Annotated in this window: 13 protein-coding genes; 5 read left to right on the forward strand and 8 right to left on the reverse strand. The window is 64.9% G+C overall.

Features of this window, described 5'->3' with window-relative positions; translation table 11 throughout:
* Positions 1-64 precede the first annotated feature (64 nt).
* The 4 genes from NLM33_RS05110 to NLM33_RS05125 form a co-directional block, all read right to left on the reverse strand.
* Positions 65-805 carry a hypothetical protein gene (locus NLM33_RS05110; RefSeq protein WP_254095043.1) on the reverse strand — a complete coding sequence of 247 codons (741 nt, stop codon included), beginning with the start codon at positions 803-805 and terminating at the stop codon, positions 65-67.
* Positions 806-860: 55 nt separating this feature from the next.
* The gene (locus NLM33_RS05115; RefSeq protein WP_254095044.1) at positions 861-2084 is read right to left on the reverse strand and encodes a GGDEF domain-containing protein; all 1224 of its coding nucleotides are present in this window, start codon (positions 2082-2084) and stop codon (positions 861-863) included.
* Positions 2085-2169: 85 nt separating this feature from the next.
* Positions 2170-3669 carry a class I adenylate-forming enzyme family protein gene (locus NLM33_RS05120; protein ID WP_254095045.1) on the reverse strand — a complete coding sequence of 500 codons (1500 nt, stop codon included), beginning with the start codon at positions 3667-3669 and terminating at the stop codon, positions 2170-2172.
* Between the two features lie 16 nt (positions 3670-3685).
* Positions 3686-5521, reverse strand: coding sequence for an extracellular solute-binding protein (locus NLM33_RS05125; protein ID WP_254095046.1), 1836 nt, complete (start codon positions 5519-5521; stop codon positions 3686-3688).
* Positions 5522-5787: 266 nt separating this feature from the next.
* On the opposite strand from NLM33_RS05125, the gene NLM33_RS05130 reads away from it, so the two are divergent.
* Positions 5788-6606, forward strand: coding sequence for an invasion associated locus B family protein (locus NLM33_RS05130; RefSeq protein ID WP_254095047.1), 819 nt, complete (start codon positions 5788-5790; stop codon positions 6604-6606).
* 79 nt (positions 6607-6685) lie between these two features.
* Here the strand turns inward: NLM33_RS05130 and hspQ are convergent, their stop codons facing one another.
* On the reverse strand, positions 6686-7018 hold the full coding sequence (hspQ, locus tag NLM33_RS05135; RefSeq protein ID WP_027523411.1) for a heat shock protein HspQ: 333 nt from the start codon (positions 7016-7018) through the stop codon (positions 6686-6688).
* Between the two features lie 106 nt (positions 7019-7124).
* On the opposite strand from hspQ, the gene NLM33_RS05140 reads away from it, so the two are divergent.
* Complete coding sequence (locus tag NLM33_RS05140) at positions 7125-8078, forward strand: AEC family transporter (RefSeq protein WP_254095048.1); 954 nt, start codon at positions 7125-7127, stop codon at positions 8076-8078.
* A 63-nt stretch (positions 8079-8141) separates the two neighbouring features.
* Here NLM33_RS05140 and NLM33_RS05145 read toward each other — a convergent pair whose 3' ends face one another.
* Positions 8142-9326, reverse strand: a complete 1185-nt coding sequence (locus tag NLM33_RS05145) for a UbiH/UbiF family hydroxylase (protein WP_254095049.1) — start codon at positions 9324-9326, stop codon at positions 8142-8144.
* Between the two features lie 134 nt (positions 9327-9460).
* Between NLM33_RS05145 and pcsA the strand changes: the two genes are divergently transcribed.
* From pcsA to NLM33_RS05160, 3 genes are all read left to right on the forward strand, one after another.
* The gene (gene pcsA, locus NLM33_RS05150) at positions 9461-10186 is read left to right on the forward strand and encodes a phosphatidylcholine synthase (protein ID WP_254095050.1); all 726 of its coding nucleotides are present in this window, start codon (positions 9461-9463) and stop codon (positions 10184-10186) included.
* Positions 10183-10908 carry a TerC family protein gene (locus NLM33_RS05155; protein WP_254095051.1) on the forward strand — a complete coding sequence of 242 codons (726 nt, stop codon included), beginning with the start codon at positions 10183-10185 and terminating at the stop codon, positions 10906-10908. Before pcsA ends, NLM33_RS05155 begins: the two co-directional genes overlap by 4 nt.
* Before the next feature lie 91 nt (positions 10909-10999).
* A complete protein-coding gene (locus tag NLM33_RS05160) occupies positions 11000-11974 on the forward strand; it encodes a quinone oxidoreductase (protein ID WP_254095052.1) in 975 nt (324 codons plus the stop codon).
* A gap of 96 nt (positions 11975-12070) precedes the next feature.
* On the opposite strand, the gene NLM33_RS05165 is transcribed toward NLM33_RS05160, so the two are convergent.
* The gene (locus tag NLM33_RS05165; protein WP_254095053.1) at positions 12071-13267 is read right to left on the reverse strand and encodes an acetylornithine transaminase; all 1197 of its coding nucleotides are present in this window, start codon (positions 13265-13267) and stop codon (positions 12071-12073) included.
* Positions 13268-13536: 269 nt separating this feature from the next.
* Entirely contained in the window at positions 13537-14592 is a 1056-nt protein-coding gene (locus NLM33_RS05170) for a tetratricopeptide repeat protein (protein ID WP_254095054.1), read from the reverse strand.
* Between the last annotated feature and the right edge of the window lie 368 nt (positions 14593-14960).

Raw genomic sequence — 14960 nt, forward strand, 5'->3', positions numbered from 1 at the left:
GCGTGAAACGGTGCGCCGCTGAGCCGGGATCGATAGGCGCGAGGCTCTGACCTCGGCCTCAAGTTTAGTGATGTGCGAGATCGATAGGCCGATTCACGACCATGCGTTCCAGCACCTTGATCCCGCTAGCGATCTGCTGATCGAAGTCCTTTACTGAATAGTCCTCGCCTTGGCCTTTGTTGGATGAATAGATCCGAATCCAGGCAGTCAGGCCGTCACGGCAGGCCTTGAGCAAACAGCCTCCTGAGAAATCGCAATTGAGCGGGTAGTATCGACTTTTCAATCGTTCGCCCTGGTCAAGAAACTTGACGAAGGTGCTCGTTGGAGGATTTCGGTGGTCGTCCTGCCTGGTCCAACCGTATTGGTCTGCCGGTAGACCCATAGCGACTTCACGATAACGCGCCCACTGGGGCAGCCATGCTTCGCAGTTCGTGTCCAAGCCACTGACGACGCCCACGCCAATGACGCCTTTCATGACTTCTTCGCCCAAGATTTCGCGCGGGCGCGTTGGTGAAGCACGGACGGAACTCCAATCTGACGACCGCAGCCTTGGGGCATAGCGATTGGGGTCGCCAACCAGATCAGTGAGAGTAAATTCGAATGGGCTTTTTCCGGGCGGCGTCGATACGTCGAACGTGGTCATTCTCCTTGTCGGCTCTTCCTCCGGGAGAGCGATGAGCACGTCCTTCACTTGGACCAGATATCGGCCATCCGGCAGTCGCGGAATCTCTTCGCCCAGCGCAGGTCCAATCAGATTCATTGGCATGAGAAAGATGAGGAGTGCGACTCTGTGAACGAACTGCACACTGCCCTCGGATGATCTCAGCGAGATGATGGTTGCTTTCGGATTGAGGTGATCGCTACGACGCCGCGCGCGGAGCTTCGGCCGACAAGCGTGCCAGCAGCGATCTCGCGGTATCCGACGGCGACAGCGAATCTACGCTGACGACGGGCTCTGAGCGCGGCTCGCGCTTGCCGTTGGAGGTATGGCGCATCACGGCGGAGAGGCGGCGGGCGATCATGTGGGCGGTCCGGAAATCGGTCTCCGCGAACACCACGATGACGGAGCCATCCTTCTGCGCGGCGCCGAAATCCATCTGCCGCATCAGCCGGCTCAGGATCCGCGCGGCATCCAACTGCGCGCGTGGATTGCGGGCATCGAAAGCAAAGCGCGCCACCGACAGGCCGCCGCCGCGGGCGAGCGTCTGCTCGACCGCTTTGGAAAAATCGCGGGCAAAGGCTTCCGGCGTGAGCAGGCCGCTGCGCGGATCGAGCCAGCCGCCGGCGTCGATCGAGCGTAGCGTGCGGCTGAACTGCGCCTCCATCGCGTGCTGACGGATCAGCGGCAGCGCGTTGGCGGCAATCTGCGCCGGATCGCCGGAAATGAGCTCGAGATTGGGCAGGTCGTAAACCTGGGTGAGCTGATGCGCGGTGACGACCACGGGCATGTTGCGGAAGCGGGTATCTTCCGCGAGCACCGTGAGGAAAGCGTCGGCAACGCGGGCGGTAAAGCCTTCGGCAAGCACAACGCCGTCGATGTCGCGGGTGTTGAGATGCTTTGCGGCGGCTTCGATGGAGAGCGCTCCGATCACGCCCATGCGCTCGCCGAGTGCGACCGAGAGGGCCGGATAGGCGGAGCCGCGGCCGATCAGCAGGACGGTCGCGTCGCGCGCGGGGTCGGAATCGGGCAGCGAGACCTTTGTCTCCGGCAGGCGGCGCAGCACGGTCGCGTGCAGAGTGCGGACGCGCATCGCGGCGCGCAGCCGCGCGATGAGGCGGTCGGAATTGTTGCCGCGCAGCGTGAACGGCAGCGCGTTGTGGGGCAGGGCTGTCTGGGGATCGACGATGATCAGGGGCAGATAGAGCGTCTGGCCCGCGATCGCCTTTGCGACAGCGGCAAGATGCAGCTCATGTCCACTGGCAAGCGCAGCGACGACGGCGGCCGGCTGGATCTCTTCGACGGCGCGTGCCGCACCCGCCCAATCGCTATCGATGACGGGAAAAAGCCGGGCCTCGTCGAGCGCCGAAACGAAGGCCGGCCGCTGGGCATTGGACACAAAGAGGATCGGGCCCGCCTGGGACATATCAAGCTCTGATTACGCACGCGAATGCCGCGCAATCTAGTCGTGCCGTCTTAATGCCCGGTCAACGGACGCGATGAAAAGCGCTTCAACCGGGCCCGGTGCGGTCGCGAAAAGCCTCGACCATCAGGGGGTTAAGCCCGAGTTCGCTGAGCGCCTCGCGGGCCCTTGCGTTGTCCTGGGCGCGCCCGGCCAGACGGTGTCCGGAGAGCCGATCGGGCAGCGCCGTGAGCAACGCGCCCTGGCCGAGGCGGCGCGCCCATTCCTGCAAGTCGTTGGACAGGAAGCGGTAGCCGCCGACGGCCATGATGCCGGAGGGAGGCGCCGTGATGCAGATCGCTCCGCTCGGGCGATCGAGCCGCGCGGCGTAGCCGGTGTCGACATAGTCGCGCGGCGGTTGCGCCGTCAGGGTGTCGCCGACCGGTTGCGGCGGGGCGTAGGCCGCGATCGGCACCATCGGACCGCGCAGGCCGAGCGTGCCCTTCGGCGTCAGCAGGATCTCGCCCGCAACAGAGGAGCCGGACTGCTCCCGCGGGGCGCCATGCGGCCCCGGCATCACCGGCACCGGCATGCCGTCCTCGCCGCGCCGCGCCCCGAACAAGCCGGCTTCGCCGAACAAATAGACGTCCGTCAATGGCGCATGCGGTGCGATCCAGGCGTCGCTCGCCGCCACCTGTTCCGGCGCGCGCCACAGGCCGACGACGTTGCGCAAACCCGGCATCCGCGCCGCGAGATCGGCTTCCCCGAGCCGCAAGGCGAGCGGGGCGGGTGCGATCAACACCTCGCAGCCCTGCTCATTGACTTGCTGCTCCAGCACCTCGCTGTCGAAGGGGTGATGCAGCGCCAGCGTTCCGCCGGACAGTAGCCAGATCGCAAGCGAGGAGGCGAGGCCGGCAAACGACATCGGCGTGAATGCCGACACGATGGTCGCGCCCTGCGGAATGTCGGCTTCGAGCGACATCGCGAGCCCGGCCGCGATGATGCTGAAATGCGGCCGCGGCACTGGACGAAAGCCTTCCGCGGTGACGTCGAAGGAGATCATCGCCGCCTTACGGCCGTCCTGGATGACGCTGCGCGTCGTGCCGGGCGCGCGCGACAGAACATCGTCGAGCGAGGCCATGCCTTCCGGCAGATCGGTGCCGAAGCCGCAGACGTGACGGATGGAGAAGGCTTCTGCCGCGGCATGCATGGCGAGATCGGCGTAGATCACACCGTCGACCTTGCTCATGGTGACGATCGCACGCGCCGCGGTGCGGTTGAGCGCCGCGGTCAGCTCCGCGTGCCGCCACAAGAGCGGCAGCACGGCGACGACGAGGCCGGCGCGATGGGCCGCAAGCACCGTGAGCACGAACTCGACCGTGCTCGGCAGTTGCACGGCGATAACGGAGTTGGCCGGCAGGCCGGACTCGACGAAATGGGCCGACAGCGCCTCGATCGCCCGATCGGCTTCGGCATAGGTCAAGCGCCTGGGCAGATGCCCGGTGATGCGAATCTTGTTGAGGGGATCGTACAGCGCGGGCGCATGCGGCTGGCGGGCCAGCGTCCGCTGGAACAGCGTGTCGAGCGTCGGCGATACTGGCTGGTTCACGGCATCACGTCGCTGGTTAGTTGCCTTGTTGCTTGCTCTGGGCGTTCGCCTTCTGCCACCAAGTCTCCGGCAGATAACCGGACAACGCGGTGACCGATGGCCGTTCTATCCGATTCCAGCGCGCGATCCATTGCTCCGATACGTTAAAGAGGGGGATCGTGTAGAAGCCGGCGATCAGGGCGCGGTCCAGCGCCCTCACGGCGGAGACGAAATCCGTGTGATCACGAGCCTCCAGCAGGGCTGCGATCATCGCGTCGACGGCCGGGTCCTTTGCGCCCATGTAATTGCGGGTGCCGGGATTGTCGGCGGCGGCGCTGCCCCAGTAGAACGATTGCTCGTTGCCCGGCGAGAGCGACTGGTCCCAGCGGTTCTGGATCATGTCGAACTCGTAGCCGAGCCGGCGCTGGTCGAACTGAACCGGATCGACCGAACGCACGCTCGGCTCTATGCCGGCGCGCTTGAGGTCACGCGCGAAGGCGAGCGCAATGCGCTCCTGGTCGCGCGTCGTCACTAGGATCTCGAAGGTGAAAGGCGCTTTCGTTGCGCGGTTGCGCAGCACCGTGCCGTCGAGATCATAGCCAGCCTCCGATAGCAGCTTCAGCGCCGCGCGCAGCGTCGCGCGGTCGCGGCCCGAGCCGTCGGTCACCGGCAGGCGATAGCTGCCGTCCATGACGTCCGGCCGGATCTGCGCCGCGTAAGGCTTCAGCAGTTCCCGCTCGCGTGCATCGGCGGGGCGGCCATAGGCGGAGAGGTCCGAGCCCGCGAAGTAGCCGGCCACACGCGAATAGAGCCCGAAGAAGTAGCTGCGGTTGACCAGCTCGAAGTCGAACAGCAGCGTCAGCGCCTGGCGCACGCGGATGTCGGCAAACATCGGCCGGCGGGTGTTGAACACCAGAAATTCCGAGGGCTGCGGCACGCCCGGCTTGATGGTGTCGCGGATCACTTCGCCAGCCTTGACGGCGGGAAAGTCGTAGGCGTCGTGCCAGCGCAGCGGCTCGGTCTCGACGCGAAAATCATAGAGGCCGCGCTTGAAGGCTTCAAACTGGCCGTTGGCCTCACGATAATAATCGAGCCTGATCTCGTCGAAATTGTAGAGGCCGCGATTGACCGGCAGGTCGCGGCCCCAATAGTCGGGATTGCGGGTCAGAGTCACGCTGGTGCCGGGTTTGACCGCACCGACGCGGTAGGGGCCCGAGCCGACCGGGCCGGTCATCGTCGTCTCCTCGAAGGTCGCGACGTCGACGGCGTGCCTGGGCAGGATCGGCATCAGTCCGAGGATCAGCGGCAGTTCCCGGTCGTTGGCCCCAGCGAGATCGAAGCGGACGGTGAGGGGATCCGGCGCCTCCGCCTTGGCGACCTTGGCGTAATATTGCCGGTGGTTGGGCCGGCCATGGTCGCGCAGGAGCTGCCAGGAGAACAGCACGTCATCGGCCGCGACCTGCGTTCCGTCGGAGAACCGCGCTCTGGGATCGAGGTGGAATGTCACGTAAGTCCGGTCGTCGTCGGTTTCGACCGTCTTCGCGAGCAGGCCATACAGCGTGAAGGCCTCGTCATTGCCGCGTGCCAGCAGGCTTTCGATGACGTAGCTGCGGACGTGCTGGACCGCGATGCCCCTGACGATGAACGGATTGAGGCTGTCGAAGGTGCCGAGCACCGACCAAATCAGCCGGCCGCCCTTGGGCGCATCGGGGTTGACGTAGGGCATATGGGTGAAATCGGGCGGCAGCGCCGGCTTGCCATGCATGGCAATGGCGTAGCTTTCGGCTGCCTTGGCCGGAACGGACGTCAAGCCCGCAAATGCGAGAGCAAGCGCCACGCAGACCACGGCTGGCAGGCGCACGCTCTCAGACATGAACAACGGCGCGCGGATTGATTCGGGGACCGGTCACGCCCAAACCCTAGCATAGGCCTTCGTCTTAAGCCTCTCTGCCCACTTCAAACATGCTTGTCGGCATTGATCTTTTCGTCCGCCACGTTAAGAAGGCGGGCAATCGCGCAGGAGCGTCGAACTTGTCACGTTTCCGCCTCTATTGATGGGGAGACAGCCGCGCCAAGGCGGCTCAGTTTCGGTGCTTACGAGCGGTTCGGGCACTTCCCGTTCAGAAAGGGTTTTCCGCAATGAATTTCCGTATTTTGGCCGCGTCGGTCCGGCCGCGCGGGCGCCTTCTCGCCCTGTTGACGGTCTCGGCACTTGCTGTTCCGTTCGCCGCCCAGGCTCAGACCGCAACGCCTGCTCCGGCGGCGCCGAAGGCTGCGCCGAAAGCCGCGCCGAAGGCAGCTCCCAAGGCGCCTGGGTCCGCCGCACCGGCGCCGCAGGCCCAGGGCCAGGCACCCGCCGCCGGCGCCCCGCCGGCCGGCGCGCCGCCCGCCGACCAGCAACAGCAGCAGGTCCAGCTGATCTACGCGCCCTGGACAAAGTTCTGCCTAAAGGGCCAGGACGCCAACGCCAAGCAGGTCTGCTTCACCGGCAAGGACGGCCGCATCGAGTCCGGCCAGCCCGTGATCGCCGCCGTGATCATCGAGCCGGAAGGCGAGCCGAAGAAGATTCTTCGCGTCACGCTGCCGCTCGGCATGCAGCTCGTGCACGGCACCCGCATCATCGTCGACAACAATCCGCCGCTGCAGAGCCCCTACGTGATCTGCTTCGCCAACGGCTGCATGTCGGACTATGAAGCGACGCCCGACCTCATCAACAACCTGAAGAAGGGCCAGAACCTGGTGGTTCAGGCGATCAACGCCAATGGCGCGCCGCTGACGCTGCCGCTGCCGCTGGCCGGCGAGTTCGCCAAGGCCTATGACGGTCCGCCGACCGATCCCAAGGTGTTCGAAGAGAACCAGAAGAAGCTCCAGGAAGAGCTTCAGAAGAAGGCCGACGAGCAGCGCAAGAAGCTCGAGCAGAGCGGTCAGGCAGCGCCGGCGCCTTCGGCCCAGAAGTAATCGGGTCGACGCAGAACACGAAAAAGGCGCTCGATTGAGCGCCTTTTTTATTGGCTTGATTGGCCGAATTCGAAAGGGGTCAGTTGAGCGACGGATTACGCGGGCGATAGCCGCCCGATTTGTCCTTCACGAAGATCTCGGCAACCTGCGAATGCCGGATCGGCTCGCCGGAATCGTCGGGCAACAGGTTCTGCTCGGAGACATAGGCGACGTATTCGGATTCCGCGTTCTCCGCCAGCAGATGGTAGAACGGCTGATCCTTGTGGGGCCGGACCTCCTCGGGGATCGACAGCCACCATTCCTCGGTGTTGTTGAATTCCGGATCGATGTCGAAGATCACGCCCCGGAACGAGAAGATCCGGTGGCGCACGACCTGTCCGATCTGGAATTTGGCGGTCCGCGCTTTAATCATGCTTCGTCGATAGACCAGGATTGTGGCCGATGCTAGTGCCCTTCCTTGGAATTAACCCGCGAAGGGCGGGCGGACAGCTCCCATTGCCTCAGAAATCACTTCATTAATGGTCGATATCCTCAATCTGGCCCTACCTTATTTCGGCCTGATCTTCGTCGGTTTCGCCTGCGGCAAGGCCAAGTCCCTGCCGGAATCAGGCCTCGCCTGGATGAACTTCTTCCTGCTCTACGTGTCGTTGCCGGCGCTGCTCTTTGCGATCATGTCGAAGACGCCGTTCTCCGAGCTGAACAACCCGCCGTTTCTGGTTGCGACCACGCTGTCGACGATTGCAGCATTCAGTATTGCGCTCGTGGTCGGGAAGGTCCTTGGCCGGCTGTCGCTGCGCGAGGCGACGCTTGCGGGGCTCTCCGGCGGCTATGGCAATATCGGCTATATGGGCCCGGGGCTCGCACTCGCGGTGCTCGGACCGAAGGCTGCGGCGCCGACCGCGCTGATCTTCTGCTGCGACAGCATTTTCCTGTTCACGATCGTACCGCTCCTGATCGAGCTATCCGACCGCGATCATCCCTCGATCCTGCACGCCTTCGGCGTCGTGCTGAGGCAGATCCTGCTCAACCCGCTGATCATGTCGGCCTGCTTTGGCGCGGCTGTCGCGGCACTCCATATCGAGCTGCCGGTCGCGCTCGATCGCACCATCACCTTCCTGCAAAATGCCGCCGCGCCGACCGCGCTGTTCGTGCTCGGCGTCACCGTGGCGCTGCGGCCGTTCAATCGCGTGCCCTGGGAAGTGCCGGGCGTGATCGCGGTAAAGCTCCTCGTCCATCCGCTCGCATCATTCGCGCTGATGCTGGCGTTCGGCCCGTTCGCGCAGCCCTGGGCCGCGACCGCGGTGCTGATGGCTTCGCTGCCCCCGGCGCTGAACGTGTTCGTCATCGCGCGGCAGAATGACGCCTGGATCGAATCCGCCTCGGTTGCAGTGCTGCTCGGGACGTTTGCCTCGGTGGTCACGCTGACCAGCGTGATGTGGTTCATCCAGACCGGACGGCTGGCGTTTCCGTGAAGTACGGCTAGCACCGCCAAACTACCGTCGCCAAGTTATCGTCTCCAAGTTATCGTCGCCAAGTTATCGTCGCCAAGTCGGTGCGAGCCCCTCTCGCATAGCCAGGCGCCGCAACGGGCCGATGGCGCCGAGCAGGTGCATGCCGACGGCGCGGACCGGTTGCAGCGGCAGGAAATCGTTCAGCAACGAACGGTTCGCGATATCGATCATGAACGTGCGGCTCAGAATGTCCGGACGCCGGGCCCAGTCGTACCGCTTGAGCACCTCGTCCGCACCGGGATCGCGGCCAGCCGCGATCGCCTCTCCGGCGAGCCCAGCGATATCGGCGGCATCCCGCAGGCCCAGATTGAGGCCCTGCGCGCCAATCGGGGGAACCACATGGGCCGCTTCGCCCACGAGCGCGATGCGGTCGCGGGCAAAGGATTTCGGCCGCTCGATCGCCAGCGGAAACAGGTTGCGGCCCGGTTCCACGCGCATCTGCCCAAGGATGAAATGCGACTGCTTCTCGATCGCCGTCGAGAGTTCCTCGTCGCTCAGGGACCTGAACCGCTCGGCGTCCGCTGGCGAGGCCACCCATACGATGCTGCAACGATCGCCCGGCAGCGGCACGAGCACACAAGGGCCGTGCGGGGTGTGGAACTCGGTCGAGACGCCCCGATGCGGCCGGGAATGGCTGACGTTGAAGGTCAGCGCCGTCTGCTTCAGATCGCGCCGCGTGACGTCGATGCCGGCGGCCTCGCGGCACAGCGAATGCCGGCCGTCGGCGCCGACCACGAGGCGGGCTGTCAGATACTGCCCCGCGGCGGTGTGGATCGCGACGTCCTCGGCTTCGGTGAGGACGCTGTCGGCCTCGTCATCAAAGCGGACGAGATTGGCAAGCTCGGTGGCGCGCGCCTCCAGCGCCAGCATCAGCGAGCGGTTGTCGATGTTGTAGCCGAACGCGTCGAGGCCGATCTCATGGCAGGAGAAGCGCACCTCCGGCGCGCGGATGAGGCGGCCGGTATCGTCGACGAGCCGCATTGCCTCGAGCGGCGCGGCCTTGTCGCTGCAGCGCGACCAGACCCCGAGCCCGTCCAGGAATTCAACGGAGCCGCCGAGCAGCGCGGTGGTGCGGTTGTCGGAATAGGGCACGCGTCGCGCCACCAGCGCGGTGCGGGCGCCGGTCTCCGCCAGCGCGATGGCGGCAGTGACGCCCGCCGGTCCACCTCCGATCACGGCCACGTCAAAAGGTGCTGCTAGATCTGTCATGACCCCGGACATTTGACATGCCCGGCGGCAAATTCAAGTCGCTTGTTTCGCGAGAATTTGTCGCGAATTGCGCGGCCGGATGTCGCCGCGGCTTATGTGCAAATCGTTCTCATTCTGATAGCACTGCGCCAGCCATGGACACCCCGCAGGATTCTCTCAACCCCACGCCGGCCGCCCGCGCCGCAGCCTTCTCCGTGCATATCTTCACGGCGTTCGGCGGCGCGGTGGCGCTGCTGGCGATGCTGGAAGCCGTGCGCGAGCATTGGGCGGCGATGTTTCAATGGCTCGGCGTCGCCCTCATCATCGACGCGATCGACGGGCCCATCGCCCGCAGGCTGAACGTCAAGGACGTGCAGCCGAACTGGTCGGGCGACGTGCTCGACCTCGTGGTCGATTTCGTCACCTATGTGTTCGTGCCGGCCTATGCGATCGTGGCGAGCGGCCTGTTGCTGCCGGTCGCGGCGCCGCTGCTCGGGGTCGCCATCATCGTCACCAGCGCACTGTATTTCGCCGACTTGCGCATGAAGGCCGAGGACAATCACTTCCGCGGCTTTCCGGCACTGTGGAACGCTGCGGCGTTCTATCTGTTCCTGCTGCACTGGCCGCCGCTGTGGTCGACGCTGCTGGTTGCCGCGCTGGTCGTCCTGACCTTCGTTCCCTTCCACGTGCTGCATCCGGTCCGTGTCGTGCGCCTGCGCTGGCTTACCATGTCGCTGATCGTGATCTGGGCCGCGCTCGGCCTCTATGCGCTGGAGATGGATTTCCTCGTCGGCACCGCTGCTAAGGTTGCGCTGTGCGCGATCGCACTCTGGATTGTCGGCAGCGACGCCGTGATCAGGATGGCAAGATCCTTCGCATGATGCACCTCATCACCAGCCCGGAAGCCTGGGCCGCGCTTCTCACCCTGACCTCGCTCGAGATCGTGCTCGGCATCGACAACGTCATCTTCCTGTCGGTGATCGTCTCGCGTATCCCCGACAAGCAGGCGCATCGCGCCCGCCAGATCGGGCTCGCGCTGGCCCTGGTGTTCCGCATCATTCTGCTCAGCGTCCTGGTCTGGCTGATCGGTCTGACCCAGCCGGTAATCTCGCTCAGGGGGTACGATTTCTCCTGGCGCGACCTCATCCTGATCGGGGGCGGGCTGTTCCTGATCGCGAAAGCGACCCACGAGATCCATGCCGAGGTCGATGCGGATGACGAGGGGGGCGAGGACAATTCCGGCCGCAGCGCCTTCTTCTGGGTGATCGCCCAGATCGTCGTCATCGACCTCGTGTTCTCGCTGGATTCCATCATCACCGCGATTGGCATGGCGCAGGACCTCGAGATCATGATCGCGGCTGTCGTGATCGCCTGCCTCGTGATGTACATTTCCTCGGGACCGGTGGCGCGGTTCGTCGCCGAGCATCCCACCACCAAGATGCTGGCGCTGGCATTTCTGGTGCTGATCGGCGTTGCGCTGGTGGCCGACGGATTCAAGTTTCACATTCCGCGCGGCTACATCTACTTCGCAATTGCGTTCTCGGCGGCGGTCGAATTCTTCAACGTGCTGGCCAAGCGCAATCGCAGGAAGGCCGGCAAATAGCCGTGTTTGTCCGGCCCGCCTCCAGCGTCGAGTTGACAACGCAGGCCTGATGGCTTTCGCTTGCGCTCAACAAGACCGAGGAGGTCAGGTGATGACCAAAGCCGTCCGCGTGCACAAGGTCGGGGGTCCCGAAGCCCTGGTCTATGAGAGCGTGGAGGTGCCGGCGCCAGGGCCGGGCGAGGTACGTATCCGTCAGCACGCGGTGGGGTTGAACTTCATCGACGTCTATTTCCGCACCGGCCTCTACAAGGCGCCCGGACTTCCCTTCATCGCCGGCAACGAGGCGGCGGGCGAGGTGGTCTCCGTCGGACCCGGCGTGACGAATTTCCACCCCGGCGACCGCGTCGCCTACTACCACAATCTCGGTGCCTACACCGGCGAGCGCAACATCCCTTGGGAGCGGCTGGTCAAGCTGCCCGACCACATCACCTACGAGCAGGGCGCCGTGCTCATGCTGAAGGGGCTCACCGTCTGGTATCTCCTGCACAAGACCTTCAAGGTCGAGCCGCATCATCGCGTGCTGATTCACGCCGCCGCCGGCGGCATCGGCCTGCTCGCCTGCCAATGGGCGAGGGCGCTCGGGGCGCATGTGGTCGGCACCGTCGGCTCGCGCCAGAAGGCGGAGCTTGCCGAGGCCAATGGCTGCGACCACGTCATCCTCTACAACGAGGAGGATTTCGTCGCGCGCGTGAAGCAGATCAGCCGCAACGAGGGCTGCGACGTCGTCTATGACGGCGTCGGCAAGGCGACGTTCCCCGGCTCGCTGTCCTGCCTGAAGCCGCGCGGCATGTTCGTCTCCTTCGGCAATGCCTCGGGACCCGTGCCGCCGTTCGCGATCGCCGAGCTCAACAATCACGGCTCGCTGTTTGCGACCCGGCCGAAGCTCAACGACTATATCGGCAAGCGCTCGGAATTGCTGGAAGGCGCCGACACGCTGTTCGCCGCCGTGATCAGCGGCAAGCTGCACGTTCCGATCAACCACGCCTACGCGCTGAAGGACGCGGCGAAAGCGCATATCGATCTCGAGAGCCGCGCCACGACGGGCGCGTCGATCTTGAAGCCGTGAGAGGCGGCGTCATTCCGGGGCTCGCGCAGCGAGAACCCGGAATCTCGAGATTCCGGGTTCGGTCCTTGCGGACCGGCCCGGAATGACCACGCGAAACTACGCCACCCTCCGTGCCGCGCCGGCTTTGGTCAGGATCGCATCCAGGCAATCGATCATCTCGGCGATCTCCTCGCGCGTCACGTTGAGGGCCGGCATGAAGCGCAGCGTGTCGACCTGCGGCGCGTTGAGGAGGACGCCCTGTTCGAATGCCTGTGCGACGATCGCAGACGCGATCGGCAGTTTCAGGTCGAGTGCCAGGAGCAGGCCGCGGCCGCGCACCTCGCCGAGGCCGTACCGCGCCGACACCTTCTGCAACTCGCTTTCGAGCAGCAGACCGGTGTCGGCAACGGCCTTCAAAAATTCCGGCTTGCCGACCTCTTCGAATACCGCGAGCCCGGCGGCGCACATCACGGGATTGCCGTTGAACGTGCCGCCCTGATCGCCATGCTCGAAGCATGAGGCTTGCTCGGTCGCAAGCAGGGCGGCGAGCGGCACGCCGCCGCCAATGCCCTTGCCCAGCGTCATGATGTCGGGCGCAATCCCGGCATGTTCGTAGTGGAAGAGCTTTCCGGTCCGGCCCACGCCGGTCTGGATCTCGTCGAAGATCAGCAGGAGACCATGCGCCTTGGTGAGCGCGCGCAGCTCCTGCAGGAACTTGTCGGCCGCCGGCCACACGCCGGCTTCCCCCTGGATCGGTTCGAGCATCACGGCCACGGTGTTCGCGGTGATGAGCGCCTCGACGGAGGCGATGTCGTTCAGCGTCGCCTTCTTGAAGCCCGAGACTTTCGGCTCGAACAGCGGCTCGAAGGCCTTCTTGCCGGACGCCGACATGGTGGCGAGCGTGCGGCCATGGAAGCCACCTGCGAAGGTGATGATCTCGAACGCACCGCCTTTGTGCAGGCTGCCATATTTGCGCGCGAGCTTGATCGCGCCTTCATTGGCCTCCGCGCCGGAATTGGCGAAGAACACCTGATCGAAGCAACTGTTCTCGACCAGCGCTTGTGCGAGCTTCAGGCTGGGCTCGTTGTAGAAGGCGGGGCTCGGCGTCAGCAACCGCTTGGCCTGCGCTGCAAGCGCATCAGCGACCGACGGCGGCGAATGGCCGAGGCAGTTGACTGCCCATCCCTGCACGAAATCGAGATAGCGCTTGCGGCTATTGTCCCAGAGGTAGGAGCCCGCGCCGCGGACGAACACGGCCTTCGGCCGTGCGGTGATGTCCATCAGCGCATCATACGGATGGGTAGCGTTGGTCATGTCAGACTCCTCTTGGGGCAGGGACAGTTCAGGGAAAAGACGCGCGAAAAAGCGCGAAGGCCGCACTTTGCGGGTGCGGCCTTCTCGAAAACTCTGCTGATGTCAGTGCTTCAGCGGCGTCGTCGGACATGGCGCAACCCATCATCGTCGCGGGTGCGACGACGGAAAGCTGCGCGGCGGCGGGTCCGAGAAGAGATCATGGGGCGGGGCCATACAGCCGAAGGGCAGGGCTTGTCAAGCCGGTTCGCGGCGCAAGCAAGGCGTGGTGACTACTCGACGCCGTAATGCGCGAAGTCCTCGGCGATGTCGGCCTTGATCGCCTTCGCCGCCGCGATGTCGCGCTCCGCTGCATCGGCATCGCCCCTCTTGCGCCTGGCAACACCGCGGCCGTACAGCGCGCTTTCGAGCTGCGGCTTCGCCGCCAGCGCGGAGTCGTAGTCCGCGATGGCCGCATCGAGATTGCCGAGCTTCAGGTAGCAGAGCGCGCGGCTGTCGAGTGTGTAGGGATCGTTCGGGCGCATGCGCAACGACTGCTCGCAATCGGCCAGCGCCTCCTGCAACTGGCCGAGGATCGCGCGGGTCATGCAGCGGGCGTTGAACACGCCAGCATAGCTCGCATTGATCTTGATCGCGCGGTCGTAATCGGCGAGCGCAAGCGCATAGTCGTGCTGGTCGGAATACATGTTGGCGCGGGCATAGGCGTCGCGGTCGTTGCTCGGATTGAGCTCGAGCGATTTGCCGAAGTCGGCGAGCGCGCGCGTCCGGTCTCCGTTGTCGCGGAAGATGCGGGCGCGATTGCCATAGGCCGGCCCATAATTCGGATCGAGCTTGATCGCCATGTCGAGATCGGCGAGTGCGCGATCCGCGTTCTGATGCTCGCGATAGGCGTTGCCTCGGTTGTAGTAGGCGAGCGCAAATTTCGGGTCGAGCCTGACGGCTTGGTCGTAGTCGGCGAGCGCGTGCTCGTAGTCGTTCCTGGCGCTGTAGGAGTTGCCGCGGTTGTTGTAGTAGAGCGGATCATTCGGTCTGAGCCGGATGGCGCGCGTGTAGTCGACGATGGCCTGGTCGCGGTCGCCCAGATCATCGTAGGCGATGCCGCGATTGTACCAGGCGGCAGCGTCTTTCGGATTGAGATCGATGGCACGGTTGAGGTCGGCGACCGCGCGCTCCGGATCACCCTTGCGCCGGAAGGCCTCACCGCGATTGGAGAGCGCCAGCGCGTCCGACGGATCGGCTTTGAGGATCGTCGAGCAGCCTTCGATGCGCTGATCTTCCGTGATCCTGCCGGTGCCGAAGCACCGGGCACGCGCTTGCGTTGCGGACAAGGATTCGGCGGCAGATGGGAAGGGGACAAGAAGCGCGAAGAGCGCCAACGCACCTCCGACAACGCGAAGGCTGCGCCTGGCCGTGGCACGAGACCCGCTCACCCGACGCCCCAATGCACGAATTCCACGGCGATAGCGCGATCGCGGGGCACGGCCGGGGCGGGCTCCCAGGTCCCCGCGCAGACAGCCAGGAACGCCGGCGCCAGCATAATCAGGGCGGCAATGGCCCTCCGACCGGCCTTGAGATCGCCTCGCATCAATTGCGCCCGCTTCGAACCATTTTCACGCCCCCGTGTTTGTACCATCCAGGCGCCGTTTGGTTCGAACCGAGCCGGCGATCTGCGCGACCAAGAAGACATCTCCATTCC

The organism is Bradyrhizobium sp. CCGUVB1N3 (genome assembly GCF_024199925.1).
Lineage (GTDB): Bacteria > Pseudomonadota > Alphaproteobacteria > Rhizobiales > Xanthobacteraceae > Bradyrhizobium.

Excerpts from the sequence above, each read along its gene's own strand:
- NLM33_RS05130 (WP_254095047.1), top strand. The coding sequence starts at position 5,788 with ATGAATTTCCGTATTTTGGCCGCGTCGGTCCGGCCGCGCGGGCGCCTT.
- pcsA (WP_254095050.1), top strand. The coding sequence starts at position 9,461 with ATGGACACCCCGCAGGATTCTCTCAACCCCACGCCGGCCGCCCGCGCC.
- NLM33_RS05125 (WP_254095046.1), bottom strand. The coding sequence starts at position 5,521 with ATGTCTGAGAGCGTGCGCCTGCCAGCCGTGGTCTGCGTGGCGCTTGCT.
- NLM33_RS05140 (WP_254095048.1), top strand. The coding sequence starts at position 7,125 with ATGGTCGATATCCTCAATCTGGCCCTACCTTATTTCGGCCTGATCTTC.
- NLM33_RS05115 (WP_254095044.1), bottom strand. The coding sequence starts at position 2,084 with ATGTCCCAGGCGGGCCCGATCCTCTTTGTGTCCAATGCCCAGCGGCCG.
- NLM33_RS05145 (WP_254095049.1), bottom strand. The coding sequence starts at position 9,326 with ATGACAGATCTAGCAGCACCTTTTGACGTGGCCGTGATCGGAGGTGGA.
- NLM33_RS05155 (WP_254095051.1), top strand. The coding sequence starts at position 10,183 with ATGATGCACCTCATCACCAGCCCGGAAGCCTGGGCCGCGCTTCTCACC.
- hspQ (WP_027523411.1), bottom strand. The coding sequence starts at position 7,018 with ATGATTAAAGCGCGGACCGCCAAATTCCAGATCGGACAGGTCGTGCGC.
- NLM33_RS05165 (WP_254095053.1), bottom strand. The coding sequence starts at position 13,267 with ATGACCAACGCTACCCATCCGTATGATGCGCTGATGGACATCACCGCA.
- NLM33_RS05160 (WP_254095052.1), top strand. The coding sequence starts at position 11,000 with ATGACCAAAGCCGTCCGCGTGCACAAGGTCGGGGGTCCCGAAGCCCTG.